Annotated in this window: 22 protein-coding genes; 12 read left to right on the top strand and 10 right to left on the bottom strand. The window is 61.9% G+C overall.

The features are described 5' to 3' along the window. Positions 1 to 70 precede the first annotated feature (70 nt). From M5B96_RS04195 to M5B96_RS04185, 3 genes are all read right to left on the bottom strand, one after another. The gene (locus tag M5B96_RS04195; RefSeq protein ID WP_248795248.1) at positions 71 to 1,315 is read right to left on the bottom strand and encodes a metallophosphoesterase family protein; all 1,245 of its coding nucleotides are present in this window, start codon (positions 1,313 to 1,315) and stop codon (positions 71 to 73) included. A 10-nt stretch (positions 1,316 to 1,325) separates the two neighbouring features. Beyond that, a complete protein-coding gene (locus tag M5B96_RS04190; RefSeq protein ID WP_248795246.1) occupies positions 1,326 to 3,194 on the bottom strand; it encodes a hypothetical protein in 1,869 nt (622 codons plus the stop codon). A gap of 158 nt (positions 3,195 to 3,352) precedes the next feature. Next, positions 3,353 to 6,805 carry a GMC family oxidoreductase N-terminal domain-containing protein gene (locus tag M5B96_RS04185; protein WP_248795245.1) on the bottom strand — a complete coding sequence of 1,151 codons (3,453 nt, stop codon included), beginning with the start codon at positions 6,803 to 6,805 and terminating at the stop codon, positions 3,353 to 3,355. A gap of 1,149 nt (positions 6,806 to 7,954) precedes the next feature. Here M5B96_RS04185 and M5B96_RS04180 point away from each other — a divergent pair. Next, entirely contained in the window at positions 7,955 to 8,416 is a 462-nt protein-coding gene (locus M5B96_RS04180) for a transglycosylase SLT domain-containing protein (RefSeq protein WP_248795244.1), read from the top strand. Between the two features lie 18 nt (positions 8,417 to 8,434). Here M5B96_RS04180 and M5B96_RS04175 read toward each other — a convergent pair whose 3' ends face one another. The 6 genes from M5B96_RS04175 to M5B96_RS04150 form a co-directional block, all read right to left on the bottom strand. Continuing rightward, positions 8,435 to 9,205: an electron transfer flavoprotein subunit beta gene (locus M5B96_RS04175; RefSeq protein WP_248795243.1), complete on the bottom strand. Its 771-nt coding sequence runs from the start codon at positions 9,203 to 9,205 to the stop codon at positions 8,435 to 8,437. Positions 9,206 to 9,220: 15 nt separating this feature from the next. Next, a complete protein-coding gene (locus M5B96_RS04170) occupies positions 9,221 to 10,441 on the bottom strand; it encodes an electron transfer flavoprotein subunit alpha/FixB family protein (RefSeq protein WP_248795242.1) in 1,221 nt (406 codons plus the stop codon). Continuing rightward, positions 10,441 to 12,384: a dimethylglycine demethylation protein DgcB gene (gene dgcB, locus M5B96_RS04165; RefSeq protein WP_248795241.1), complete on the bottom strand. Its 1,944-nt coding sequence runs from the start codon at positions 12,382 to 12,384 to the stop codon at positions 10,441 to 10,443. Before dgcB ends, M5B96_RS04170 begins: the two co-directional genes overlap by 1 nt. Positions 12,385 to 12,613: 229 nt before the next feature. Further along, a complete protein-coding gene (gene dgcA, locus M5B96_RS04160) occupies positions 12,614 to 14,674 on the bottom strand; it encodes a dimethylglycine demethylation protein DgcA (protein ID WP_248795240.1) in 2,061 nt (686 codons plus the stop codon). A gap of 15 nt (positions 14,675 to 14,689) precedes the next feature. Continuing rightward, positions 14,690 to 15,220 (bottom strand): DUF5943 domain-containing protein, encoded by a 531-nt coding sequence (locus M5B96_RS04155; protein WP_040071353.1) that lies wholly within the window; start codon positions 15,218 to 15,220, stop codon positions 14,690 to 14,692. Positions 15,221 to 15,315: 95 nt separating this feature from the next. Then, positions 15,316 to 16,293, bottom strand: a complete 978-nt coding sequence (locus M5B96_RS04150; RefSeq protein WP_100942521.1) for a dipeptidase — start codon at positions 16,291 to 16,293, stop codon at positions 15,316 to 15,318. Between the two features lie 269 nt (positions 16,294 to 16,562). On the opposite strand from M5B96_RS04150, the gene M5B96_RS04145 reads away from it, so the two are divergent. From M5B96_RS04145 to M5B96_RS04120, 6 genes are all read left to right on the top strand, one after another. Next, positions 16,563 to 16,964 (top strand): lysozyme inhibitor LprI family protein, encoded by a 402-nt coding sequence (locus M5B96_RS04145; protein WP_248795239.1) that lies wholly within the window; start codon positions 16,563 to 16,565, stop codon positions 16,962 to 16,964. 86 nt (positions 16,965 to 17,050) lie between these two features. Further along, positions 17,051 to 17,827, top strand: coding sequence for a DUF4239 domain-containing protein (locus tag M5B96_RS04140; RefSeq protein WP_248795237.1), 777 nt, complete (start codon positions 17,051 to 17,053; stop codon positions 17,825 to 17,827). 62 nt (positions 17,828 to 17,889) lie between these two features. Then, positions 17,890 to 18,375, top strand: a complete 486-nt coding sequence (locus M5B96_RS04135; RefSeq protein WP_248795234.1) for a DUF3592 domain-containing protein — start codon at positions 17,890 to 17,892, stop codon at positions 18,373 to 18,375. A gap of 115 nt (positions 18,376 to 18,490) precedes the next feature. Continuing rightward, entirely contained in the window at positions 18,491 to 18,745 is a 255-nt protein-coding gene (locus M5B96_RS04130; protein ID WP_248795232.1) for a type II toxin-antitoxin system RelE family toxin, read from the top strand. Beyond that, the gene (locus M5B96_RS04125) at positions 18,729 to 19,052 is read left to right on the top strand and encodes a helix-turn-helix domain-containing protein (protein ID WP_040071358.1); all 324 of its coding nucleotides are present in this window, start codon (positions 18,729 to 18,731) and stop codon (positions 19,050 to 19,052) included. Before M5B96_RS04130 ends, M5B96_RS04125 begins: the two co-directional genes overlap by 17 nt. Before the next feature lie 28 nt (positions 19,053 to 19,080). After that, complete coding sequence (locus M5B96_RS04120; protein ID WP_248795230.1) at positions 19,081 to 19,497, top strand: DUF3010 family protein; 417 nt, start codon at positions 19,081 to 19,083, stop codon at positions 19,495 to 19,497. 185 nt (positions 19,498 to 19,682) lie between these two features. Here M5B96_RS04120 and M5B96_RS04115 read toward each other — a convergent pair whose 3' ends face one another. Then, positions 19,683 to 20,627, bottom strand: coding sequence for a GlxA family transcriptional regulator (locus tag M5B96_RS04115; protein WP_248795228.1), 945 nt, complete (start codon positions 20,625 to 20,627; stop codon positions 19,683 to 19,685). A 196-nt stretch (positions 20,628 to 20,823) separates the two neighbouring features. Here M5B96_RS04115 and choX point away from each other — a divergent pair, with 196 nt between their 5' ends. From choX to M5B96_RS04090, 5 genes are all read left to right on the top strand, one after another. Further along, positions 20,824 to 21,768 carry a choline ABC transporter substrate-binding protein gene (gene choX, locus M5B96_RS04110; RefSeq protein ID WP_248795227.1) on the top strand — a complete coding sequence of 315 codons (945 nt, stop codon included), beginning with the start codon at positions 20,824 to 20,826 and terminating at the stop codon, positions 21,766 to 21,768. A gap of 72 nt (positions 21,769 to 21,840) precedes the next feature. Beyond that, positions 21,841 to 22,728 (top strand): 3-keto-5-aminohexanoate cleavage protein, encoded by an 888-nt coding sequence (locus tag M5B96_RS04105; RefSeq protein ID WP_248795226.1) that lies wholly within the window; start codon positions 21,841 to 21,843, stop codon positions 22,726 to 22,728. A 259-nt stretch (positions 22,729 to 22,987) separates the two neighbouring features. Then, a complete protein-coding gene (locus tag M5B96_RS04100; protein WP_248795224.1) occupies positions 22,988 to 23,953 on the top strand; it encodes an L-carnitine dehydrogenase in 966 nt (321 codons plus the stop codon). Positions 23,954 to 24,125: 172 nt separating this feature from the next. Then, on the top strand, positions 24,126 to 24,602 hold the full coding sequence (locus M5B96_RS04095; RefSeq protein ID WP_248795222.1) for a thioesterase family protein: 477 nt from the start codon (positions 24,126 to 24,128) through the stop codon (positions 24,600 to 24,602). 23 nt (positions 24,603 to 24,625) lie between these two features. Beyond that, positions 24,626 to 25,789, top strand: a complete 1,164-nt coding sequence (locus M5B96_RS04090; protein ID WP_248795220.1) for a gamma-butyrobetaine dioxygenase — start codon at positions 24,626 to 24,628, stop codon at positions 25,787 to 25,789. The last annotated feature ends 112 nt before the right edge of the window (positions 25,790 to 25,901 follow it).

Genomic DNA, 25,901 nt, shown 5'->3' with positions numbered 1-25,901 from the left:
ACTGCGGTACGACACAGATCCTGTGGGAGCGGAGCTTGCCCGCGAAGACGCCGGTACAGTCAACACAAGCCTACCCGTGAGACGACCACCTCAGCGACCCATCCTCGCCAATGAACTCCTCGATAATATTCTCCCCGCTCAAGCGCACCTTGACGTAACCATTGAGCACCCGCTCCGGGTATTCGTCGTCCATGGCATTCTTCGATTCGGAAAACAGCACCCGCTCGTTACCGTCCAGCTCGCTGGTCACGCCATAGGGGATCGCCCCATGCCCGGCACAGCGCGCCCGCAACCCGCCCTGCTCGGCATAGACGATGCCATTGTGCAGATGCCCCCAGTACCAGTAGTCCGGCACACGCCCCAAGGCATCACACACCGGTTGGTACAGCGCGGTCTTGTTTTTCCCACCGATATCGAACCCCTGATGATGGCTGAGCACCAGCAGTTTCTTGCCCTTGGGCAGGCTTTTCAGCCAGTCGATCTGCTGCTGGTTCAAGGCACCATCCATATAGAGATTGAGTGGCGCCGAGGCATAGGCCGAATCCAGCCCGACAATCAACCAGTGGTCGTTGTACAAGGCGAAGTAACTGGTGCCCTGCTGCACCGGGAAACGTGAGTTGAGTTCCGCGAAATAGCCATGGGCACCGCTGTACATCTCGTGGTTGGAGTTGAGGGTGAAGGCGCCGTGCCTGCCTATCGGCCAGCCGGCCATGTCGACATCCTCCTGGGAGCCGGTGCCGGCGTAATAGACGTCGCCCAGGTGAATGGTGAAATCGGCCTGGGCCAGTTGCATCTGGTTGGCTACATTGACCGCCGGGGCATGGCTTTCAAACGGCCCGGTGCCCCAGTCGCCGGCAATCGCCAGGGTCGCGTCATTGTCGATCATCATCACCATCGGCGTGCTGCCGAAGGTTGCATGGCGCCGCAGGTTCTCGATCCACTTGATCAGCGCCTCGCTCCACAACAGGTCGAGCAGCTCCCATTTGCGACAGCCCAGCAATGTACCGTCCTTGAGCACCCGGGTCGGCAGCTGTGCCTCCGAGGTCGGCAAGGCCTGGGCGCTCCCCAAATGCAGGATCGACAGTCCATGGGACAACTCCCACGGCACCGACGGCTCGTCCGTCGGCAGCTCGCCGTGCTCCAGCACGTACTGGGCCTGGTCATGCCCGCGTTGCAGCAACGCCTGGATGGCCTGGAATTCCTCGGGCTCGATATCGCTGACGAGCTTTTTCCAGGACAACTCCATCCGGGCTTTCAGACCACTGAGACGGACGCGGATTTTCGCAAGTTCATGTTCCAGATGAGGCAAGTTCATGGCTGTCTCCCTACAACGTCTTCATGAATTCGATCAGCGCCCATTTTTCGGCGTCGGTCAGTTGGGTCCCGTACAGGTGTCCACTGTTGTGGTTACCCTCCAGGCGTGTGTCGTACCTGAAGTAGGTCGGCGCCTGGACCTGGACGCCGCTGGTGACGAAACCGACCTTGACCGGGTCGTAGACATCCGAGCCGGTGTTGAATAGCACCGGGCGTTTCTCCGGTGTCTGCAGCAGGTCCCACAGGCTCGGCACCGAGCCGTTGTGCAGGTACGGTGCGCGCATCCAGATACCGTCGGTGGGGGTATTGCTGTAGCTCTGGGTCTTGCGATAGGCGTTGAAATCGAATGGCGGTTTCTTGAAACCATGGAACGCCTGCACCAGGCCGACGGTGAAGGAATCAAGGCGATGGGGGTCGGTGCCCAGCTGGTCGATATTGGTCGTGACCTGGCCGGTGTCGGTCTTGCCGAACTCATGGCAGCCCGCGCAGTTGTTGTCCCAAAGTGGCTTGCCCTGGGCCACCCGCGCCTGATCCAGGGCGAACGGCCAGGCCGGCGGCTTGGTGCCGAGCAGCCAGTTGGTGACCCGGTTGAAACTCTCCGGCAGCACTGACTGCGGCGTCGCGCCGACGGCCATGGCGGCGGCGTAGTTGCGCTCGTGGATATCGTTGTTGTTGCCGTCCCAGTGCAGGTACAACGATTCGCGCGGCTTCTGGTTCCAGATCTGCGGCAGGTCGACGGTGCCGATGGTCGAGTCATCCGGAAAACCGAAGACCACCATCTTGGTCGGGTTGAAGGTATCCGTGCGTCCCGGCCCCTGTGCCGGCCGCAGTTTCTGCCAGGCGTAGGCCTGCTTCTGCTTGAGCAGCGCGGTCTTGGCCATGGGGATGATCAGGTAGCGGTTGTACAGGCGCTCGAAGAAGCCCAGCTGGAACTTGCCATTGATCGCCGTCATCACCGCATCGGTGGTGAATTTCGGGTCGCTGGCGCAATCGTAGGCGAACCACTGGAAGGCTTGCAGTTGCAGGGTATTGGCCGGCGCCGTGACGACCGGCTTGCTGACATCGCCCGCCGAGGCGCGGTAGGAGCCGGTGTGGCACAGGGCGCAGTTGGGCTCCACGGTCGGGTAGCCGATCTGCCGCTTGGCCATGCCGATGGGCAGGTCGCGGCCGTTTTCAAAGAGGAAGCCGAACGCCTCCCAGCCACCCGGCCTGGGCATTTTTTCCGGGCACATCTGCGGCAGCACGGCAAACAGGTAATAGGGGATTCGCGCCTCGATGCCCAGGCCGATGGCGGCATACTTGAAGTGGTCTTCGTCGGAGGCGAATTTCTCTTCGGGGACGACCCGGAGCATGTTGTACCAGCTCTCGTAGCCGATAAAACCCAGTACCAGCAGGGTGATCAGCAGGCCAACCCGGAAGCCGTGGCGCCGCCAACGGACTTCCCAGCCGTGACACCAACTATGCCAGCCATCGACCAGCAAGGCCCAGGGCCGGTTGGCCGGCGTGCAACCCATGTAGAGCGTGACACCCAGCAGCAGGAACATGCTCAGGTCGCCATAGAGCATGGGTACGAACACCGAAGGGCTGTTGCTGGTCTGGACCAGATAGATCCAGAACGCCACGGCGACCAACCGGCTCAATACGCATAACCAGGAGTGGATCACAAAGCGTCGGGCGTTGAAGCCCGAGGGCATGTAGAACAGGCTGATCCCCACCAGCAACATGCCGGCGTTTTCCAGCCAGGGGTCCGAGAGCACCGGCGGCAGGCCGACCAGCGAGGTCAGCAGTGCCGGAGCGAACAGGGCAGGCAGTGCGAACACCATGTTCATCACGATGCCTATCCAGATAAAGCGTTGAAACCAGCGGATGTAATTGTCCATATCACCCTTCCTTGTTATGCGGGAGCACCCTTCTTCTTGCGGCCAACGGGCTAACTTGTGGCAAGCGGGCTAACTTGTGGCGAGCGGGCAAGCCCCCTTGCCACAACCACAAGTAAGCCTCCACCCCACAACAAGCTCGCTCACCACAGGTGCCGGCCTCAGCCCAGCGCGGTTTTCTCCAGATGTTCAAGGATCAGCGGATACACATCGACCACCGCGCTCTTGCCGAACATGCAATCGATATGGCCATAACCCGGCACCACATGGCGGCTGAACAACTCAGGGCCATGCAGGTCGACCAGGCGGTCATAGGTCTTCTCGGTGCTTTCCGGCAGGTAGCACTGGTTGTCGGCGCCGCTGATAAAGCAGATCGGCAACTGCAGTCGGTTGAAATGCGGCATGTAGACATCGTTGCCCTTGAAGTCCACCAGGTGGCCCTTGCGGCAGATCAGCGCCAGGTGCTCGAAGGTCTGGATATTCGATTGGCCGAACAGTTCGTGCAGGTTGTCGTGCAGGGTTTCGTTGAGGGTGTCGTGGCGGTACAGCGAGGCATACATGAAGGTGATCCGGTGACAGACCGGGTTGGTGCAATAACCCTGCGCCTCGATCCGCGCATAGACGTTCAGGGCTTTGTCATAGAGCTTGTTGAACCAGCTTTCCTTGCTGTCGGCATAGGCCGTCAGCGACTTGATCCCCACCGCATCGAGCATCCCCGGCAGGTGCAGGCCGGCCTTGATCCCGGTGGCCGTGGCCACCACCGTGTCCGCGGCGATCTGCGAGCAGACCACCGAGCGCACATCCTGCAGCCCCGCCAGCAACGACATGAAGAAGGTCGTCGCGCCGTAGCAATGCACCACGCACTGCACGTCCAGGGCGCCGGTGGCCTGGCGGATCTGCGCAATGGCCGCCTTGTAGTCGTACTCGGCGATCTGGTCGCCGTTCCACTCGTGCTTGCTCGCCGGCAACAGGATACTGACGCGCAAATCCAGCAGCCAGACGTCATAGTCGTGCTTGCACAGGTACTCCAGCAAGTTGGTCTGGATGGTGTCGGTGGAGAAGATATTCGAGCCCACGCCCAAGCCATGCACCAGCATCACCGGACCTTTGCTGCCGGCCTGGTAGCGGGTCAGGCGCAGCTGGACCTTGTCCTCGGTCTCGAAGAAATGCACGCTCGGCACCGGCGCATCCAGCGGCCGCTTGTGCCGGGGCGGCGCATCCGGGTTGAAGTAGATATCGCCGGCAAACACCCCGCCATAGCTGTCCCAGAGAATCCCGGCAAAGAATTTGCCGAAACGCGCCAGGGCCTCGATCCGCTCGCGCTCGTTGCGGGCATTGAGCACCTTCATGGTGGTCATCTGCTTGGCGAAGTCGGCGGGCTGGATATGCATGACGCCGGAGCCGATCACCGCGCCGCTCTTGTCCGCGCCCTGATACAGCGTGACATAGAGGGTGCTGGTGTCCGGCCAGATATTCAGCACGCCATTGTCTTCGGGGACGGTCTTGAAGGCGCTGAAGTAATAGTCGCGACCGTCCTCGGCGGTCAGTTTCATGTCGTAGTTCATATGGCGCACGCCGACCTGCTCCTGGTACTGCTCGAACAGGTTGAACACGCCGTTGCTGGCCGTCAGCGGATAAGGCGACAACGCCGGGGCATTGAGGGTGCCGACCAGGGTCGCGGCGTGCTCCGGTTCCTTGATCAGGCGATTGAGGTCGTTGGCGGTGATGGTCAGGGTGAACTCGATGGGTGAGTTCTGCGCCTCACCGCTCCTGGCGGCCGCCTGGTAGCGCGCCAGGTCCGTGCCCTGGGGCTGGGTAAAGTCCCTGGAGAAATAACCTTTCATGGTTTCGGTGAACTGCACCCCCAGGGTCGGTGGCGCCACCGGTTTGCGCGGTGCCGACGGCAGGCGGTAGTCGATGATCCAGCCGCGATCGGCGGCCAGCAGGCCCATGTTGCGCTCGCTGACCGCCGAGATGGTCAGCAACGGGTTGACCGCCAGTGAGGTCGGAATCACCGCCCCGTCGGTTACGTACAGCCCCGGATACACCGCGTTGCCGTGGGTCCCGCTGAACACCTGGCCCTTGTGGTTGACCACACCCTGTCCGGCGTCTTCGCCCATCACGCAGCCACCCAGCGGGTGCACCGAGACGATGCTGTGCTTGAGCAACTTGGTCCAGATCGGGTTCGGCACCCAGACCCCGCCCAGGGCCTTGGTCGACTGGTGCAGGCGCTCATTGCCGAGCTTGAAGTTTTCCTGCTCGCCCACGCCCGGCCAGTCAATGCGCAACTGGTCCCGGTCATCCAGCAGCATGCGCCCCTTGCCGTCGTCATGGCTCATGATCAGGTAGGTCTGCATATTGTGCAGCGCGCCGTAATACGGGCCGCGCAGGAAGCTTTCCAGCTCGCGGGCCTTGTAGTGAAGCTCGGCGCTGACGCCCTTGTCGGTGGCCTCGCCGATCATCCCGGCAAAACCCGCCATGGCCGGCACCATGGGCCGTCCCAGCGCCCCCGGGATCGACCCCTCTTCGATCACCATGCGGCTGCGCCAGTCGCCTTCGGTGCGCATGTCGATGATCGAGGTGATGCACGGCCCGACCGGTTCCATCTCCTTGGCCGAGTGGGCACCGAAACCGATGCCGTTGATGGTCTGTTCGCAATTGTGGCCGAAGCCGAGGATATCGCCGTTGCCGCTCATGTGTTCGCCGAGCTGATCGGACATCGGCACGCCTTTGCTGCGCGAACGCAGGAGGATTTCCGTGGAGCCCAGGGTGCCGGCGGAGACCACCACGATGTTGGCCTTGACGAACAGGGTCGGCGCCGAGAATTTCTCGCGGCCACTGTCCAGGTACTGGAAGTGCACGATCCAGCCATCGCCATCGCGTTCCAGGTGCCGGACCTCGGCCTGGCAGAAGATCTCCGCGCCGTGGTTCCAGGCATCCGGCAGGTAGTTCATCAGCGTGGTGTTCTTGGCCTTGTTGTTACAGCCCGAGACGCAGTCGCCGCACTGGTTGCACGGCAGTTGCTCAACGCCGACATGGTTGAGGTTGTTGGGCAGCTTATCGAAGGTCACGTTGATCGGTGGCGTATAGAAATGCGCTTTTTCCTCGAGGAAATCCGCCGACTTGCGGTTGGCGTCCAGCTTCGCCAGTTTCGGTCCGGAGGCCGGATACGGGTTGGGCTTGAGCATTTCCCGGGCACGCGCATAACCTTCGGCCAGTAGCGTGTCACGGTGTTCGCGTACCGCCCGCGGCCAACGCGGGTCATCGAAGACCCCCGGCTCCGGCTCCAGGGACACATTGGCATTGATCAGCGAGGTGCCACCCAGGCCGCAACCGACCACCACGTTCTGTTGGGCATTGACGTGCAGGTCGAACAAGCCGGTACGCGAGCCGATATGGCCGTCCGGATCATGCACCTGCAACTCCTCCGTCGCCGCGACCATGGTGTTGGGGTATTCCCCCGGCTGGATCTCGCGCCCGCGTTCCAGCAGGCAGACACTTTTCCCGGCACGCGCCAACCGCGACGCGGCGATACCGCCGCCGTAACCGGAGCCGATCACAATGACGTCGTAGCGTTCCTTGATCTCACTGATGGATGTCGAAATCCGTGGCATGGTCATTTCCTCTATCAGGCTAGGTCGGGCAACTCTGCGATTGCCGCTACAGGGGCAGACGGTGATGCAACAAACGCACGCGCACACGGGTTCTCCAGACAAGCCGGGCATGCAGGCGAAGACGGGGATGGCGCTCAGGCGCTATAGGCGAGCACGCTGATTTGTGGCATGGCGGTGAATGCGCCTGGGAACCAGGGCACTGGCCCGGGCCACGGCATTGAAGGTGGGGAGTGGCGGTGGACGGTGGTGCTTTGGGCGACCCATCAAGCGTTCTCCCTGAACCTGATATGGATGCGAATAAGTTGTGTCCTTGAGCCATGAGTGAAGACTTTGCACAAGGGGGTGTCAATAAACCCCCTTAGAACTGTATGAAATTTGATCTATAACGTTGCACGCTATAAGAACCGGGGCTTACAGACCTTAGCGAACAACTTATCCACAGAACCACCCACAGCAAATGTGGGCAAGTGGCAGTTTATGCACCGTCGGCGCTGATGGAATCTGAATAAAATCCGTGACTTATCCAGAAAGGCCTATTCGGGCAGCCTTTGATCATTTTTTGACCTAAACCTTGTAAGCCACGATTTTAAAGGCCTGTAGAGGACCGCGAACACCTTATCCACAGAAGCGCCAACAGACTTTGTGTGCAAGTCGGGCACTTTCCCCATCGTCTGTGGAAAACCGCTGAAAGCCGCGAGATATGAAGGTTACAGCTCGATCAAAGGCCATAAAAAGCTTAATTGTGCATTTTTTAACCATCCCTCTGTAGACCATATAAAACAAGGCCTACAGAGGACAGCAAACATCTTATCCACAAATACGCCAACAGACTTTGTTAACAAGTCAGCATCGGCACAATACCCAGCAACGTCCTTATCCACATAAAAATCTGAATAAAAACCGTCGGTTAGGTTGATCATTTTTCGTACGAAGGGCTACAGGCGTTGATCGGCATGGGCTGTAGCCATGCACAAACACCTTATCCACAGGCCGGCCCACAGTCTCTGTGGACACTTGTTCATCGGGCGAGGGTTGCCGGCTCTACAGAAGAGAAAATGACGCCAACCAACAGCCGGCTACACTCTTCCACAGCGCGCCATGTTCTTGCAGTGAAGGTGTCTTGGCAGGACGCATTTGCGAGGGAGCCCGATGCGCCATCCATGCACAATGCTCGTCTTCCTCTACCTGATAATGGCCAGCAGCGCCGCGGCCAACTGCTTTCAGGACGCCGGCGAGCGGTATCACATCGACCCGTTGCTGCTCTACGCCATCGCCCAGGTCGAGTCGGGCATGAACCCGGCGGCCCTCAATACCAACCGCGACGGCAGCCGGGATATCGGCCTGATGCAGATCAACAGCCGGCATCTGCAGCGTCTGGCGACCTTCGGGATCGACGAGCAGAAGCTACGGAGCGAGCCTTGTACCAGTGTCATGGTCGGGGCCTGGATTCTGGCGCAGTTCGTTCAGCAGTTGGGTTACGGCTGGCAGGCCGTGGGCGCCTACAATGCCGGCGCCCTGCCGGAGCAGGGCGCCGGTCGCGAGCGCTACGCATTGCAGGTGTGGCACTACTACCGTGCCCTATTGACGTTGTACCGACCGACACGGCGCTGAACAGCGCCGGAACCGGCCTCAGCGCAACACGCCTTCCTCGATCAACAACTTGAGAATGGCGTCGGCCCCGGCCTCGGCGCTGACGCCCTTGAGTACCTGACCGCCGCCGCCACTGGCCTTGGCCGTGGCCGCCTTCATCCGGTCGGCGCCGCTCTTGGCCTTGATCACCTTCAAGCGCTTGGGCCGTGGCTTGGCCGGTTGCAGCAAGGCGCCGGTGAATAACTCATCCTCCAGCACCTCCACTTCCTCGGCCTGCAGCACGCCACGTTGCGCCGGGCCGTAGGCGCTCTGCCGAGGCTTGGGCGCGGCGTTATCCACTGTCGCGAGAAACGGTAGGCGGACTTTCAAGCGCCGCCGCTGCCCGCGTGGCAAGGCTTGCAGTACATGGGCCACGCCGTTTTCGATGGACTCGACCTGGGCCAGGCCCACCACCAGCGGCCAGCCGAGGTTTTCCGCCAGCAGGAACGGCAGCATGCCCGAACCTTCACCGGTTTCCGCCTGGCTCCCCGTGAGCACAAGCTGAGCCCCGGTATCGCGCAGATAATCGGTCAGGACCGGCAGCGCATCGGCCCCGGCCGGTTGTTCCAGCACCCGCAACTCGTCCAGGCCCATGCCCAGGTACGCGCGCAGCGCCGGCTCCGAGACATCGCCGGCATGCACCACCTGCAAGTTATCCCCAGCCAGTTGCAAACCCAGTTCCACCGCGCGGGCATCCTGTTCGGCGCGACGGGCGCGGCCGGAGGTCGGGTGGGCGCCGATGGAGACCAGGCTGATTACATTCGTACTCATGACGTCATCCCTACCTTAAGCCGCATCGCGCTTGGCGCCGTTGCGGTATGCCGTCACCGCCGCGATCAGGGCGCGGAAGATCTCGCTGCTTTCGCCGATCACCGACAGGTCGGCGCGCTTGATCATGTCGCAACCCGGATCGAGGTTGATCGCCACCACCTTGTCACAGGCACCGATGCCTTGCAGGTGCTGGATCGCCCCGGAAATCCCCACGGCCACATAGACCCGCGCGGTGACCCAGGTGCCGCTGGCGCCGACCTGACGGTCGCGGCTCATGAAGCCGTCGTCGACCGCCACCCGCGAAGCACCTTCGGTGGCGCCCAGGGCTGCCGCTGTTTCGTGGAACAGTGCCCAGTCCTTGACCCCATTGCCGCCGGAGAAAATAAACTCGGCCTCGGCCATCGGAATCGCTCCCGGGTCCACCGCCACCGCACCAAGATCCTCGATCCGCGGCAGGCTGCGAGCGATGCTTGTGGATAACTCCACGGGCAAGGCTTCATGTCGGGTTTCGCTGACCGGTTCGGCGCATTCGGCAGCGGCCAGGATCAAGCGCGCCAATGGCCGCGCCAAGTCCTGCAGGCCAGCACCGGCGCGACCGATGCACTGCTCGCCCTTGACCTGCCAGACCCGCGTGGCCGGGCGTTCGCCCAGGCTGGCGGCAAACCGTCGACCCAGCTCGCCACCACCGCTGCGGCTGTCCGGCAGCAACCAGTGACGCGGATTGAACTGGTTATCCACAGCCCGCAGGCCCTGGACCCGTTGTTCCGGTGAATAACCGCTGAATTCATTGCCGTCGAGCACCAACAGGCGGTCGACGCCGGCGGTTTCGAAGGCGGACTCCTTGTGCTCGCCAAAGACCACGGCCAACACCGCTCCGTCCTTGCCCGCCATCTGACGGGCCAGGCCCAGCAGGTCGCGGTCGTGACTGCTCAGGCGACCGCCGACCATATCCGGCACCACACTGATATAGAACGCCGGTTGCGGCACCTGGTGCAGCGGCAACTGCGCCTCGACGCTGGCCGAACGCTTGGTCGCGCCGCCCTGCTGGGCGCCGCTGCGGTCGATGCGCTTGATGCCGTTGGGGCCGATAAAACCGACGCCATGGACATTCTTGCGGATAAGGCCGTTAGGTCCCATCCAGCTCTGTTGCTGCGGTTGCATGGCTGCGTGCAACGGGTGCAGGCGGTTACGGGCGATCCACTCGGCGCGAGGGTCACGGCGGATAATGTCGCTCATCAGTGCACCTCCGCGGGTTCACGCTTGGGGGCTGGTTTGCTTGGCGCCGCCTCTTCAAGCAGGGCGTCGGCGACCAGTTCGGCCAGGTCCTTGATCAAGGGGCGCGGTTCGACCACGCCTTCGAGCATCGCCGTGCATTGCGGGCAACCGACGGCCACCAGTTCGGCGCCGGTTTCGCGAATGTCGTCCATGCGCATGTCGGGAATCCGCTGTTTGCCGGGAATATCGGTGATCGGCGCGCCGCCACCACCGCCGCAGCAACGGGAACGGAAACCGGAACGCTGCATTTCCTTGACCTCGATCCCCAGGGCGCGCAGCACGTCACGCGGTGCTTCATACTCGCCGTTGTAGCGACCGAGGTAGCACGGATCGTGATAGGTCACGCTGTTGCCTTTGTGCTGCCCGAGGTTCAAGGCACCGGCACCGATCAGCTCGGCCATATAAGTGCTGTGATGCTGCACCTGATAGTTGCCGCCAAAAGCACCGTATTCGTTTTTCAGTACATGGAAACTGTGCGGGTCGCAGGTGACGATGCGCTTGAAGCTGTACTTGGCCAGGGTCTGGATATTGCGCTTGGCCAACAGTTGGAAGGTCGCCTCGTCGCCCAGGCGCCGGGCCACGTCGCCACTGTCGCGCTCTTCCAGGCCGAGTACCGCGAAGTCGACCTTGGCCGCCTTCAGTACTTTGACGAAAGCCCGCAGGGTGCGCTGGTTGCGCATGTCGAAGGCACCGTCACCGACCCAGAACAGCACGTCGGTGGTTTTCTTCTCGCCGAGCAGATTGAGGTTCAGGTCCGCCGCCCAGTTCATCCGCCCACCCGGAGCGAAACCGCCGGGGTTGTCGGTGGCGATCAGGTTTTCCAGGACTTCGGCGCCCTTGTTCGGGGTGGCGCCTTTTTCCAGGGTCAGGTGACGACGCATATCGACGATCGCATCGACGTGCTCGATCATCATCGGGCATTCCTCGACGCAGGCGCGGCAGGTGGTGCAGGACCACAGGGTCTCGGCGTCCACCAGGCCGTTGACGATCGGCTGGTGCGGATTGCCGGAATGCTCGCCGATGGTTTTGCCTGGATACGGGCTGCCGGCGAAACTCGCATCAGTGCCGCCGGCCAGGCCGACCACCATGTCCTGGATCAGTTTTTTCGGGTTCAGCGGCTGGCCGGCGGCGAACGCCGGGCAGGCGGCTTCACATTTACCGCACTGCACGCAGGCGTCGAAGCCCAGCAGTTGGTTCCAGGTGAAGTCCTTGGGTTTCTCCACCCCCAGCGGTGCTTTCGGATCGCTCAGGTCCAGCGGCTTGAGGCCGGTGGAACGGCCGCCGCCGAAGCGTTCGGCGCGACGGTGCCAGGCCAGGTGCAGGGCACCGGCGAAGGCATGCTTCATCGGGCCGCCCCAGGTCATGCCGAAGAACAGCTCCGATACGCCCCATAGCACACCGATGCCGAGAATCACGGCCATGACCCAGCCACCGAAGTCTTCCGGCAGGATACCGGCCACCGGTAGGGTCACCAGGAAGAACGACGCCGAGAATGCCAACAGGCTTTTCGGCAGGCGCATCCACGGGCCTTTCGACAGACGGCTCGGCGGGTTGCGACGGCGCAGATAAACGAAGATCGCGCCGACAAACATCAGCGCCGACATCAGCAGCAAGGCATAGCCGAGGATCTGGTTATGCAGGCCGAAGCCGTGCACCAGGATCGCCAGCACGATCGACGCCACCGCGCCGCCGGCCGTGGCGACGTGGGTGTTGGCGATGTATTTGTCCCGCGCCACCACATGGTGCAGGTCGACCATATAGCGCTTGGGCATGGCGAAAAGGCCGCCGAGCAGATCGACTTTCGCCGGTCGGCCGCGACGCCACATGGCTACCCGCCGCAATGCGCCGAGGACGCCAAGGCCCAGGGCAGCAAACAGCAGGATGGGAAGAAGGGTGTTCAACATGGTGCAGCTCCCAAAGACCTCGGGTTTCGCAAGGGGCCATATGCATGCAGGTGAAGAGCATGCACCTACTTGTGGCGAGCGGGCTTGCCCGCGCTGGGCTGCGAAGCGGCCCTAAAACCGGCTACCTCGGTCTATCAGGTAGACCCAGGTAGCAGACTTTGCGACTGCTTCGCAGCCGAACGGGGGCAAGCCCCCTCGCCACAACAAGCCCCTCGCCACGGTGATGCCGTTAGAAATCCTTGCACAGACGCAGCGCGTCATAGATCGCCGCGTGCGTGTTGCGCTGGGCCACACAGTCGCCGATGCGGAACAGCAGGTAGCCATCACCCGCCTCGCTCAGCGAAGGCTGCGGCTTGATCGCAAACAGGGCTTCGACATCGATCTGGCCCTTGTTGCGCGAACCTTCCTTGAGCCCGTAGTAGATTTCCTCATCCGGACGCACGCCGTTCTCCACCACTACCTGGTCGACTACCCGCTCTTCCTTGGCGCCGGTGTATTCGTTCTCCAGCACCGCCACCAGCTTGTCGCCCTCGCGATAGACCTTTTCCAGCATCATATCGCCGGTCATGATCACTTCTTTCGGGTACATGCTGCGGTAGTAAGTCGGGAACGACGTACCGCCAATCGCCACGCCCGGCTTGATATCGTCGGTGACGATTTCCACCTGGCTGCCCTTGTCGGCGAGGAAGTCGGCCACCGACATACCAGTGAATTCGCAGATGGTGTCGTAGACCAGCACGTTCTTGCCCGGTGCGACCTTGCCATCGAGCACGTCCCAACTGCTGACCACCAGCCCTTCGGCGGCGCCCCAGTGTTCATTCTGCTCCAGGTTCGGATGCCCACCCACGGCCAGCACCACGATATCCGGGCGCAGGTCGAGGATGGTCGCCGCATCGGCGGCGGTGCCCAGGCGCAGGTCGACCTTCAGGCGTGCCAGCTCCAGCTGGAACCAGCGGGTAATACCGGCGATCTGGTCACGTTGCGGCGCTTTCGAGGCCGTGGTGATCTGCCCACCGATAGCGTCTTTCTTCTCGAACAGGGTCACGTCGTGCCCACGTTCGGCGGCCACGCGAGCGGCCTCCATCCCGGCAGGACCGGCCCCGACGATCACCACCTTGCGCTTGATCCCGGTGGATTTCTCGATGATGTGCGGCACGCCCATATATTCACGGGAGGTCGCGGCGTTCTGGATGCAGAGCACGTCCAGACCCTGGTACTGGCGGTCGATGCAGTAGTTGGCGCCGACGCATTGCTTGATCTGGTCGATCTGGCCCATCTTGATCTTGGCGATCAGGTGCGGGTCGGCGATATGTGCGCGGGTCATACCGACCATGTCGACATAACCGCCTTCAAGGATGCGGGTAGCCTGGTTCGGATCCTTGATGTTCTGCGCGTGCAGCACCGGAACCTTGACCACTTCCTTGATCCCGGCCGCCAAGTGCAGGAACGGCTCCGGCGGGAAGCTCATGTTCGGGATCACGTTGGCCAGGGTGTTGTGGGTGTCGCACCCCGAGCCGACCACGCCGAGGAAATCGAGCATGCCGGTGTCGTCGTAATACTTGGCGATCTGCTTCATGTCCTCGTGGGACAGGCCATCCGGGTGGAATTCGTCACCGCAGATGCGCATGCCGACACAGAAGTCGTCGCCGACTTCCTTGCGCACGGCCTTGAGCACTTCCAGGCCGAACTTCATCCGGCCTTCGAAGGTACCGCCCCATTCGTCGGTGCGCTTGTTGACCCGCGGGCTCCAGAACTGGTCGATCATATGCTGGTGCACGGCGGACAGTTCGACGCCGTCAAGGCCCCCTTCCTTGGCCCGGCGCGCGGCCTGGGCGTAGTTGCCGATCACCCGCCAGATCTCTTCCGGCTCGATGGTCTTGCAGGTGGCACGGTGCACCGGCTCACGCACGCCCGAGGGCGACATCAGGGTCGGCCAGTTGAAACCGTCCCAGCGCGAGCGACGCCCCATGTGGGTAATCTGGATCATGATCTTGGCGCCATGCTTGTGCATGGCGTCGGCCAGGTTCTGGAAGTGCGGGATGATGCGGTCGGTGGACAGGTTCACCGAGCTCCACCATTCCTGCGGGCTGTCGATCGCCACCACGGACGAACCGCCGCAGATCGCCAGGCCGATACCGCCCTTGGCCTTCTCTTCGTAATAACGGATATAACGTTCGGTGGTCATCCCGCCGTCGGTGGCATAGACCTCGGCGTGGGCGGTACTGAGCACGCGGTTGCGGATGGTCAGTTTGCCGATCTGGATCGGCTGGAACATAGCTTCGAAAGCCATAATGCGATCCTCGACTTACAACGGCTTGACAGTGAACAGGCCATCGTCGTGACCTTCTTCGGAACCACCGTAGACCTGCTCGGCAACGGTGCGGATCGCGCTGCCACGGGCGGCCAGGATCTGGTCCATGGCGCCGGCGAACCAGCCGGTGAACATATAGTCGACCTTGCGCCCGACCTTGCCGTAGACGTAGACGAAGGCCGAGTGTTCGAGCTTGACGCTGGCGGTGCCTTTGTCGAGGTCGATGTCCTGGATCTTGAACAGGCCCCAGCCGCGTTGCGACAGGCGCTTCATGTAGTGCTCGAACACCGCGACGCCTTCCAGGCCATGGCATTCGGCTTCTTTTTCACACCAGTGCCAGGCGGACTTGTAGCCGGCCTTGTAGAGGATCTCGGCGTAGGCCTCGGCGCCCAGGACTTCTTCGATACCCATATGGTTGTTGACGAAGAAGTGCCGCGGCACGTAGAGCATCGGCAGGGCGTCGGAAGTCCAGACACCGGTTTCGCTGTCGACTTCGATAGGCAGTTGCGGGGCGATTTTAGCCATGGGTAACACTCCAGAATTCGTTGATCGCGGCTGGCCGCTTACACCCTGCGCGACCGGCGCGCAGGGTGTGTGTCAGTTGGGAAAAGACCGCGGCGTTATTCGCCCCAGACGTCCTTGAGGACGGTGACCCAGTTTTCGCCCATGATCTTGCGCACCACGCGCTCGGGGTGACCGCGCTTGAGCAGGGTCTCGGTGAGGTTGGGGAACTCGCCCACGGTGCGGATGCCCAGCGGGTTGATGATCTTGCCGAAGCTGGTCAGGCGACGGGCATAGCCCTTGTCGTGGGTCAGGTATTCGAAGAAGTCCTGGCCGTGGCCCTGGGTGAAGTCGGTGCCGATACCGATGGCGTCTTCGCCGACGATGTTCATCACGTACTCGATGGCCTCGGCGTAGTCGTCGATGGTCGAATCGATGCCCTTGGCCAGGAACGGCGCGAACATGGTCACGCCGACAAAACCACCATGGTCGGCAATGAACTTCAGTTCGGCATCGGACTTGTTGCGCGGATGCTCTTTCAGACCCGAAGGCAGGCAGTGGGAGTAGGTCACCGGCTTCTTCGATTCGAGGATGACTTCTTCGCTGGTCTTGGAGCCGACGTGGGACAGATCGCACATGATGCCGACCCGGTTCATCTCGGCGACGATCTCGCGACCGAAGCCCGACAGGCCGCCATCACGCTCGTAGCAGCCGGTGCCCACCAGGTTCTGGGTGTTGTAGCACATCTGCACGATACCGACGCCCAGTTGCTTGAAGATCTCGACATAGCCGATCTGGTCTTCGAAGGCGTGGGCATTCTGGAAACCGAAGAGGATGCCGGTCTTGCCCAGCTCCTTGGCCTTGCGAATGTCGGCGGTGGTACGCACCGGCATCACCAGGTCGCTGTTCTCGCGGATCAGCTTCTGGCTCGAGGCGATGCTGTTGACGGTGGCCTGGAAGCCCTCCCACACCGACACGGTGCAGTTGGCGGCGGTCAAGCCACCTTTGCGCATGTCCTCGAACAGTTCGCGGTTCCACTTGGCAATGATCAGCCCGTCGATAACGATGCTGTCGGCGTGCAGTTCGGCTGGGCTCATCAGGCTGTCCCCTATTGGCGATTCACGCGCCGAATCGTCTGCCGGCGCTTTGGGATCAGCATATGCCCAGGGGACCGCAGAGCCGGGTGCAAAAACGACAGGGGAATTGCCGAAAGCGTCAATCCGCGACAAAGGGGCATTGCCGCACGGATTTCCGGGTCGTAGGTTTAAGTACTTGTCCATGTACGACTATTCTTTGACGCGGGCTTGAGACAGAATTGCCCTCCATCGCTCTGCCACCTCTTTTGATCAAGGATCGGGACGCCGCAATGAAATCGATTTTCCTGGCTTTGGCGCTTGTCAGCCTGACTGCCCACGCGGCCGAAGACGCGGACAACTCGCCCTGCGACGCGGTCGAAAACGACCAGCAGACCCTGGAGTGCGCCACCTACAGCAAGAACACCGCCGAGCAATTGCTCAAGGAAAACTTCGAAGCGCTGCTGGAGCGGGTCAAGACGCAATACGCCAATGACAAGGCGCAAGCAGCCGATATCACCGGCAAGCTGCAGGCTGCCCAACAGCTCTGGATCAAGTCGCGGGATGCCGATTGCGCCATTGCGCCGCTGCCGGCCAAACCCGGGACCAAGCCGTTCACCATTGACCAATACGACTGCCTGGCGAGCAAGAGCGACGAACGGTCGGAGTTTCTCGAGTCGATTGCCCAGGAATAATCCCGGGCGGCTGTCTACACTGGAGCGCATCCCGTCCTGAATTGGCTGTACAGGCGAGTCGTTGACGATCATCACAGGATCTTCATATGCGCTCACTTTCAGCCATTCCGCTGTATGCCTTGGCAATTTTTATCGCCATTGTGCTGTTTATTGAAATCGGTCGCCGCATCGGCAACCGCCATCTGGCCCTCGACCCCGAGGGTGCGCGGACCGGCACCAGCGCTATCGAAGGCGCGGTTTTTGGCCTGTTGGCGCTGTTGATCGCCTTTACCTTTTCCGGCGCGGCCACCCGGCTGGATGCCCGGCGCAATCTGATCGTCGAAGAAACCAACGCCATGGGCACCGCCTGGTTACGCCTGGATCTGTTGCCGCCGGCCAACCAACCGGCCTTGCGCCAGGCGTTTCGCGACTATGTGGACGCGCGCATCGCCTACTACCACGACCTCAACGAACTCGACCGTTCCAGCCTGGACAACGCGCGGGGTAATGCCTTGCAGCTGGAGATCTGGAAACAGTCGGTCGCCGCGCTGCCGCAGATGCCCACGCCAGCGCTGGGCTCAAATCTGCTGCAAGCCCTCAACTCAATGATCGACATCACCACCACCCGTGGGGTGGCACAGGAAACCCACCCTCCGCTGGTGATCTACCTGATGCTGGTCGCCCTGACCCTGGTCAGCGCCCTGTTCATCGGCTACGACATGGCCGGCACGGCCAGGCGCAACTGGCTGTACAGCCTGGGTTATGCGCTGGTGATGGTCTGCGTGCTGTATGTGATCCTGGATTTCGAGTACCCGCGGATCGGCGTTATCCGCGTCGACTACTTCGACCAGATCATGCTCGACCTGCGTAAAACCATGGATTAACACGCCCTGCACGGACAGCGACTAGACTGGGCAGTGAACCCACTCATTCAAAAGGAACTTGAATGTACGCGCCCCGAGAAACCGAACAAGACTACCTCTTTACCCGAGGCGTCCTGCTGCTTTTCCTGATTTTCCTGGCCTTTGGCATGGCGGCGTTATCCAAGAGCGGCGGGCTGCTGTATGCCGCCATCAAGGCGGCGCCACGGGAAGTGACCGGCACCATCACGCAAATCATCGACACCCGCAGACAGGCATCCCCAGTGGATATCTACTACGCCTTCGACTACGAGTTGGGCAACCGCGGCCAAGGCGTTCACTCCCTGAACGCGATGGTGGTGAACCCGACCTACCAGATCGGCGATCATGTGCAGATTGTCTATTCCGACTGGTTTCCGAGCTTTCACAGCCTGAAGAGCGAATTCAGCTTCAAGCGCGCGGACTTCTATATCTTCAGCGCCAGTGTGAGCCTGATTGCGCTGTGCCTTTGCCTGCTGTGCTGGAATTACCGGCAGATGGCCAGGTTTCGTGAGGAAGGTGTCTACTACTGATTGACCCCTGAATAGCTTGGCCCGCCGACGTAACATCAGGACAATGTTCAGGCGTTGTCCTGCGGGAAGATATAAGTAAGCATTCGCAATTCTTATAAAAGACTTATATCATCCCATGAATACGATTTTCTGGACCCGAAAGGCGGCCAAGCAACTTCTGAGATTGCATTCCCGGGATCAGGTTCACATTCGCGATTCAGTGACCATCCTTAGCGGCATGCCGGACGTCAGCGACGTCAAGGCGCTGAGTCAGCATGACTATGGCTACCGTATGCGAGTCGGTCGCTACAGGATTCTGTTCGATTGGGAAGGGACGATCAAAGTAGTCAGTATTCAAGAGGTCAAGAAGCGCGATGAACGTACCTACTGAAATCCAGATCATCAACGGTGCCGACGGGCGGCCGGCGTTCGTTGTCATCCCTTATGCGCAATACGTGGCGCAGCAGACAGAAGCCGACTTGATTCCCCACGAAGTCGTCAGCCGCATCGTCGATGGCGCCACTCCCATTCGCGCGTGGCGTGAGCATCTGGACCTGACGCAGGATGAAGTGGCCAAGCGCCTGGGGATTTCCCAGCCGGCCTATGCCCAGCAGGAGTCCGTGAACAAGCCCCGCAAGGCGACCCGCGAGAAAATTGCCGCGGCCTTCGGCATCAAAGCCGACCAACTGGAACTCTAAGCCTTTCCTCTTTTTTCCAAGGACTCCAATGACCCTCTGCGGCATCGAAATCAAAGGCAGCGAAGCCATCTTCGCCATCGCCACCTTGCAGGGCAGCGCCCTTGCGCATGTGGCCGTCGCCATCAAGAAAATTGCCCTGGACGAGGATGATGAAGCGGCCAACGTCAAAGCCTTCGCCGCCCAGATCAAGGCGTTCGTCCAGGACGCGGGCATCGAGCGGATTGCCATCAAGAAGCGCAGCAAGAAAGGCGAATTTGCTGGTGGGCCGACCACCTTCAAGATCGAAGGGATTTTCCAGTTGCTGGAAAACTGCGAGGTGACGCTGCTGTCGCCACAGACCATTAACGCGCAGAACAAGAAGTTCGACTTCGCCCTGCCGGCCACATTGAACAAATATCAACATGAGGCCTATAAAACGGCCTGTGCGGCGCTGATGAAAAAGTAAGCAGACTTGAACCCATTTCCAAGGTACCGCGAACACTGTGGGAGCTGGCTTGCCGGCGATAGCGGTGGTGAATGTAACATCGCAATCGCCGGCAAGCCGGCTCCCACAACGACAGCGTTCAGCCTTCCTATCCTGTTTCGCCGAAGCGCCACCCAGGCCGTACACGCCAATGCAACAGCCAGCTCCTACGCCTTGATCCCGCGCCGATCCTCCCGCGGACACTGGGCAAATCGCGCCCGGTAGCTGCGGGTGAAATACGACGGCGATTCAAACCCACTGGCGATGCTCACCTCCAGCACGCTCATGTCCGTCTGGCGCAACAACTGCCGCGCCTTCTCCAGCCGCAAGCCCAGGTAGAAATTGCTCGGTGTGTCCTTCAGGTACAGGCGAAACAACCGCTCCAACTGGCGCCGCGTGACCTTGATCGATTCCGCCAGCTCCAGCGTGCTCAACGGCGGCTCCATGTGCTGCTCCATCTCGCCGACCACCTGCACCAGCTTCTTGTTGCTGATGCCATAACGCGTGGCGATCTGCATGCGTTGGTGATCCTTGCGCGGGCGGATGCGCCCGAGCACGAACTGCTCGGAGACCTGGATCGCCAGTTCCGGGCCGTGGGCCTGGCCGATCAGGTCGAGCATCATGTCGATGGACGCGGTACCGCCGGCGCAGGTGATCCTCCGGCGATCGATCTCGAACAGCTCCTGGGTCACTTCCAGCTGTGGATAAGACTCCTTGAAGGCCTCCAGCGCTTCCCAGTGCAGGGTCACCCGGTGCCCTTCCAGCAGGCCGGCCTCGGCCAGCACCACAGTGCCGGTATCGATACCGCCGAGGGTCACGCCCTCATGATCCAGACGCCGCAACCAATGCGCCAACGTCGGAGTGACGAACTTCAGCGGCTCGAAACCGGCCACCACCAACAGCGTGGCGCCCTTCTTCAACGGCTCCAGCGCCGCATCGGCGTTGACCGACATGCCATTGCTCGCCAGCACCGCTCCACCGTCCGCACTCAACACATGCCAACGATACAGCTCGCCGCGAAAGCGATTGGCCACCCGCAGGGGCTCGATCGCCGAGATAAAGCCCATCGCCGAAAAACCCGGCATCAACAAGAAATAGAAATCCTGGGACATGGAACGCGCTCGCAAGACGGGTAGCGTTCCCGACGTGATACGCCAGTTGCGCGACGGCCACAAGAGCACAGGTCGCTGCTGTGCAAGAGTCGGTCGCCGCTGTGCGTTTTCAGCAAGGCCCGGCTGCGTAACGTGGCATCACCGGCGCACGAAAGACGCCGGAACCGACAATAAACGACCTGCCGAGGAAACCATCATGAAACGACTGATCAGCCGCTGTGCGCTCGCACTCACCGGTACCGCGCTCCTGAGCACAGGGGTCATGGCCGCGGAGCAAGCCTCCTGCCAGAACGTTCGCCTCGGTGTGGTCAACTGGACCGATGTCATCGCCACCAGCGCCATGACCCAGGTCCTGCTTGATGGCCTGGGCTACCAGGTCAAGCAGACCAGCGCGTCCCAGCAGATCATCTTCGCCGGTATCCGCGACCAGCGCCTGGACATGTTCCTCGGCTACTGGAACCCGCTGATGACCCAGACCATCACCCCGTTCGTCGACGCCAAGCAGGTCAAGGTCCTGTCCGAACCGAGCCTCAAGGACGCCCGCGCCACCCTGGCCGTGCCCACCTACCTGGCCGACAAGGGCCTGAAGACCTTCGCCGACATCGCCAAGTTCGAGAAAGAGCTGGGCGGCAAGATCTACGGCATCGAACCCGGCTCGGGCGCCAACACCCAGATCAAGGAAATGATCGCCAAGAACCAGTTCGGCCTGGGCAAGTTCCAACTGGTGGAGTCCAGTGAAGCGGCCATGCTCTCGGCGGTGGATCGCGCCGTGCGCCGCAAGGAAGCCGTGGTGTTCTTCGGCTGGGCGCCGCACCCGATGAACGTCAACGTGCAGATGACCTACCTCACCGGTAGCGAAAACGCCCTGGGCCCGAACGAAGGCATGGCCACCGTCTGGACCGTCACCGCGCCGACCTACGCCGAACAATGCCCGAACGTGAACAAGCTGCTGAGCAACCTGACCTTCAGCGCCGCCGACGAGAGCCGCATGATGCAACCGCTGCTCGACCACAAGGACGCGCTCGAGTCGGCCAAGCAGTGGCTCAAGGATCACCCGCAAGACAAGGCCCGCTGGCTGGAAGGAGTGACCACCTTCGATGGCAAGCCGGCCGCAGAAAACCTGCAATTGACCAGCAAATAAATCACCGAAAATCGCACCCGCAGCCCTTGATGGCTGCGGTGTGAACCACCACGCCTGTAAGGAACCCGCACCATGAACCACGACGTCATCATCACCTGCGCACTCACCGGTGCTGGCGACACGACCGGCAGAAGCCCTCACGTTCCGGTCACGCCCAAACAGATCGCAGCGGCTGCCGTGGAAGCGGCCAAGGCCGGCGCCACCGTGGTGCATTGCCACGTGCGCAATCCCGAGACCGGCAAGTTCAGCCGCGACGTGGCGCTGTACCGCGAAGTGATGGAGCGTATCCGTGAAGCGGACGTGGACATCATCGTCAACCTCACCGCCGGCATGGGCGGCGACCTGGAAATCGGTGCCGGCGAGAACCCGATGGAGTTCGGCCCGAACACCGATCTGGTCGGTCCGCTGACCCGCCTGGCCCACGTCGAGGCGCTGCTGCCGGAAATCTGCACCCTGGACTGCGGCACCCTGAATTTCGGCGACGGCGACACCATCTACGTCTCCACCCCGGCGCAACTGCGCGCTGGCGCCAAACGTATTCAAGAGCTGGGCGTGAAAGCCGAGCTGGAAATCTTCGACACCGGTCACCTGTGGTTCGCCAAGCAACTGATCAAGGAAGGCCTGCTGGACGATCCGTTGTTCCAGCTGTGCCTGGGCATCCCATGGGGCGCTCCGGCGGACACCACCACCATGAAAGCCATGGTCGACAACCTGCCGGCGGGCGCGGTGTGGGCCGGTTTCGGCATCGGTCGCATGCAAATGCCGATGGCCGCGCAAGCGGTGCTGCTGGGCGGCAACGTGCGGGTCGGCCTGGAAGACAACCTGTGGCTGGACAAGGGCGTGCTGGCGACCAACGGTCAGTTGGTCGAACGCGCCGCGGAAATCCTCAGCCGCCTGGGCGCCCGCGTCCTGACCCCGGCTGAAGGGCGGGTGAAGATGGGGCTGACCAAGCGCGGTTGATCGATACATTTTCGGACCTTTGGGAACGGGCCCGTCCGCGATTGTTTGGCGACCTCAGGGGCCTCTTCGCGGGCAAGCTCCGCTCCCACAAAGTCCGAGTCGTCAGCACCTTCTGTGCACGGCAAAAATATTGTGGAAGCGGCGTTTTTCGGATGGCCGCACCGCCACGAAGACGGTGGTACAGGCACAGCCGCTTACACGGCGTGCACTTAAACATCGAGCTGCCCACCTCAAACCGACACTTTTGCAGGAATTTGCCATGAGCTTTATCACCGAAATCAAAACCTTCGCCGCCCTGGGCAGCGGTGTCATCGGCAGCGGCTGGGTCTCCCGCGCCCTCGCCCACGGCCTTGACGTTATCGCCTGGGACCCGGCGCCCGGCGCCGAAGCGGCCCTGCGCAAGCGCGTCGCCAATGCCTGGGGTGCCCTGGAGAAACAGGGTCTGGCCCCGGGTGCTTCGCAAGAGCGCCTGCGCTTTGTCGCGACCATCGAAGAGTGCGTGAAAGACGCCGACTTCATCCAGGAAAGCGCCCCCGAACGCCTGGAGCTGAAACTCGAACTGCACGGCAAGATCAGCGCCGCGGCCAAGCCCGATGCCCTGATCGGTTCCAGCACCTCGGGACTGTTGCCCAGCGAATTCTACGAAGGCGCCACCCATCCGGAGCGCTGCGTGGTCGGACACCCGTTCAACCCGGTGTACCTGCTGCCGCTGGTGGAAGTGGTCGGCGGCCAGAACACCGCGCCAGAAGCCGTGCAGGCGGCAATGAAGGTTTATGAATCCCTTGGCATGCGCCCCCTGCACGTACGCAAGGAAGTCCCGGGCTTTATCGCCGACCGTCTGTTGGAAGCGCTGTGGCGCGAGGCCCTGCACCTGGTCAACGACGGCGTCGCCACCACTGGCGAAATCGACGATGCGATCCGCTTTGGCGCCGGCCTGCGCTGGTCGTTCATGGGCACCTTCCTGACCTACACCCTGGCCGGGGGCGATGCCGGTATGCGCCACTTCATGGCTCAGTTCGGCCCGGCGTTGCAATTGCCGTGGACCTACCTGCCGGCACCGGAACTGACCGACAAGCTGATCGACGATGTGGTCGACGGCACCAGCGAGCAGTTGGGCAAACACAGCATCTCGGCCCTGGAACGCTATCGTGACGACTGCCTGCTGGCGGTGCTGGATGCGGTGAAAACCACCAAGGCCAAGCATGGCATGAGTTTCAGCGAGTAAGTTTATCGGTGTCCGGGCGGGCCCCTTCGCGGGCAAGCTCCGCTCCCACAAGGTCAGATGTCGTACACAACAATAAGTGCCCGACACAAACCCTGTGGGAGCGGAGCTTGCCCGCGAAGACGGCCTCCCAAGCACAACACCTCTGCGATCAGCCCACTTCAGGGAGCCCTGCATGCCCACCCTCACCACCTACACCACCGAAGTCATCCCGGACTGGGTCGACTACAACGGCCATCTGCGCGACGCCTTCTACCTGCTGATCTTCAGCTATGCCACCGACGCCCTGATGCTGCGCCTGGGCATGGACAGCGACAACCGCGAAGCCACCGGCAGCTCGTTGTTCACCCTCGAACTGCACCTCAACTACCTGCACGAAGTGAAACTCGGCGCCCAGGTCGAAGTGCACACCCAGATCATCGGTCACGACGCCAAGCGCCTGCACCTCTATCACAGCCTGCACCTGGTGGGTGGCGACAAGGAACTGGCCGGCAACGAACAGATGTTGCTGCACGTCGACCTCGCCGGCCCGCGCTCGGCGCCCTTCACTGACGCCGTGCTGGAAAAACTGCAAGCCATCGTCGAAGACCAGAGCGAGCTTCCCCCCCCGGAATACATCGGTCGCGTCATTGGATTGCCCGCGAAAAAATAACACCCCCCGAAAAGGAGCTCACCGTGAACACCGCCGCCGCGTTTGCCGATTTCCGCAGTTACCCGCTGATCAGTGCCCTGACCGCTGTGCATCCGCTAGCGGACCGCGTCGAGGTGTACTGGGCGGACGGGCGCATCAGTCCGTACCATCATGTCTGGCTACGGGACAACTGCCCGTGTCCGCAGTGCGTGTACACGGTGACCCGGGAACAGGTGTTGGAGATCGTCGATGTGCCCGAGGACCTGGCGCCGGCCGCCATCCGCATCGACGACGGCGGCTGCCTGTGCATCGACTGGCAGGACGGCCACGCCAGCCGCTTCGACCCGGGCTGGCTGCGGGCGCATGCCTATGACGACGAGACGCGTGCCGAACGCCAGGCCGGCAAACCGAAAAGCCGGATGTGGAGCAGTAGCCTGGAGCTGCCGGTGTTCGAGTTCGCCGCCCTCAGGGAAGACCCGAAAGCCCTGCTGCACTGGTTATTGGCATTGCGCGACACCGGCCTGACCCAGGTCCGCGGCGTCCCCACCGAGCCTGGTGCGCTGACCGAGGTGGCGAAGCTGATCGCGTTTGTCCGCCAGACCAACTTCGGCGTGCTGTTCAACGTGCAGTCCAAGGCCGACGCTGACAGCAACGCCTACACCGCCTTCAACCTGCCGCTGCACAGCGACCTGCCGACCCGCGAGCTGCAACCGGGCCTGCAATTCCTGCATTGCCTGGTCAATGACGCCGAGGGCGGCGAGAGTATTTTCGTCGATGGCTTTGCCATTGCCACCGCGCTGCGCCGGGAGGATCCGGCGGCGTTCCGCGCCCTGAGCGAAATCCCGGTGGAGTTCCGCAACAAGGACCGGCACAGCGACTACCGTTGCCTGGCGCCGGTCATTGCGCTGGACAGCACCGGGCAAGTCAGTGAGATCCGCATGGCCAACTTCCTGCGCGGCCCGTTCGAAGCGTCAGTGGAACAGATGCCGGTGTTGTACGGCGCCTATCGGCGCTTTATCGCCATGACCCGCGAAGCGCGTTTCCGCGTGATGCGGCGGCTCAACCCGGGCGAGCTGTGGTGCTTCGACAACCGCCGCACGCTGCACGCGCGCAATGCCTTCGACCCGGCCACCGGGGCACGGCATTTCCAGGGCTGCTATATCGACCGGGATGAATTGTTATCGCGGATATTGGTGTTGCAGCGCTGAGTCCTGGGCAAACTGACAAATCGCGTTCCCGGGCCTGCTGCGCCCTGAGCTTGGCTTGCCAGCAAAGCTTTTGGCGATCTTTAGGGCCTCTTGGTGGGCAAGCCCACAGGCA

Source organism: Pseudomonas sp. MWU13-2105, from assembly GCF_023242315.1.
In the GTDB taxonomy this organism is placed as follows: domain Bacteria; phylum Pseudomonadota; class Gammaproteobacteria; order Pseudomonadales; family Pseudomonadaceae; genus Aquipseudomonas.
The sequence above is the reverse complement of the archived record's forward strand: the minus strand, read 5'-3'. Positions and strand labels throughout refer to the sequence as shown.

Excerpts from the sequence above, each read along its gene's own strand:
- M5B96_RS04105 (WP_248795226.1), top strand. The coding sequence starts at position 21,841 with ATGAACCACGACGTCATCATCACCTGCGCACTCACCGGTGCTGGCGAC.
- M5B96_RS04100 (WP_248795224.1), top strand. The coding sequence starts at position 22,988 with ATGAGCTTTATCACCGAAATCAAAACCTTCGCCGCCCTGGGCAGCGGT.
- M5B96_RS04140 (WP_248795237.1), top strand. The coding sequence starts at position 17,051 with ATGCGCTCACTTTCAGCCATTCCGCTGTATGCCTTGGCAATTTTTATC.
- M5B96_RS04185 (WP_248795245.1), bottom strand. The coding sequence starts at position 6,805 with ATGCCACGGATTTCGACATCCATCAGTGAGATCAAGGAACGCTACGAC.
- M5B96_RS04115 (WP_248795228.1), bottom strand. The coding sequence starts at position 20,627 with ATGTCCCAGGATTTCTATTTCTTGTTGATGCCGGGTTTTTCGGCGATG.
- M5B96_RS04175 (WP_248795243.1), bottom strand. The coding sequence starts at position 9,205 with ATGAGTACGAATGTAATCAGCCTGGTCTCCATCGGCGCCCACCCGACC.
- dgcA (WP_248795240.1), bottom strand. The coding sequence starts at position 14,674 with ATGGCTTTCGAAGCTATGTTCCAGCCGATCCAGATCGGCAAACTGACC.
- dgcB (WP_248795241.1), bottom strand. The coding sequence starts at position 12,384 with ATGTTGAACACCCTTCTTCCCATCCTGCTGTTTGCTGCCCTGGGCCTT.
- choX (WP_248795227.1), top strand. The coding sequence starts at position 20,824 with ATGAAACGACTGATCAGCCGCTGTGCGCTCGCACTCACCGGTACCGCG.
- M5B96_RS04135 (WP_248795234.1), top strand. The coding sequence starts at position 17,890 with ATGTACGCGCCCCGAGAAACCGAACAAGACTACCTCTTTACCCGAGGC.
- M5B96_RS04170 (WP_248795242.1), bottom strand. The coding sequence starts at position 10,441 with ATGAGCGACATTATCCGCCGTGACCCTCGCGCCGAGTGGATCGCCCGT.
- M5B96_RS04095 (WP_248795222.1), top strand. The coding sequence starts at position 24,126 with ATGCCCACCCTCACCACCTACACCACCGAAGTCATCCCGGACTGGGTC.
- M5B96_RS04155 (WP_040071353.1), bottom strand. The coding sequence starts at position 15,220 with ATGGCTAAAATCGCCCCGCAACTGCCTATCGAAGTCGACAGCGAAACC.
- M5B96_RS04150 (WP_100942521.1), bottom strand. The coding sequence starts at position 16,293 with ATGAGCCCAGCCGAACTGCACGCCGACAGCATCGTTATCGACGGGCTG.
- M5B96_RS04180 (WP_248795244.1), top strand. The coding sequence starts at position 7,955 with ATGCGCCATCCATGCACAATGCTCGTCTTCCTCTACCTGATAATGGCC.
- M5B96_RS04145 (WP_248795239.1), top strand. The coding sequence starts at position 16,563 with ATGAAATCGATTTTCCTGGCTTTGGCGCTTGTCAGCCTGACTGCCCAC.
- M5B96_RS04190 (WP_248795246.1), bottom strand. The coding sequence starts at position 3,194 with ATGGACAATTACATCCGCTGGTTTCAACGCTTTATCTGGATAGGCATC.
- M5B96_RS04130 (WP_248795232.1), top strand. The coding sequence starts at position 18,491 with ATGAATACGATTTTCTGGACCCGAAAGGCGGCCAAGCAACTTCTGAGA.
- M5B96_RS04195 (WP_248795248.1), bottom strand. The coding sequence starts at position 1,315 with ATGAACTTGCCTCATCTGGAACATGAACTTGCGAAAATCCGCGTCCGT.
- M5B96_RS04120 (WP_248795230.1), top strand. The coding sequence starts at position 19,081 with ATGACCCTCTGCGGCATCGAAATCAAAGGCAGCGAAGCCATCTTCGCC.
- M5B96_RS04125 (WP_040071358.1), top strand. The coding sequence starts at position 18,729 with ATGAACGTACCTACTGAAATCCAGATCATCAACGGTGCCGACGGGCGG.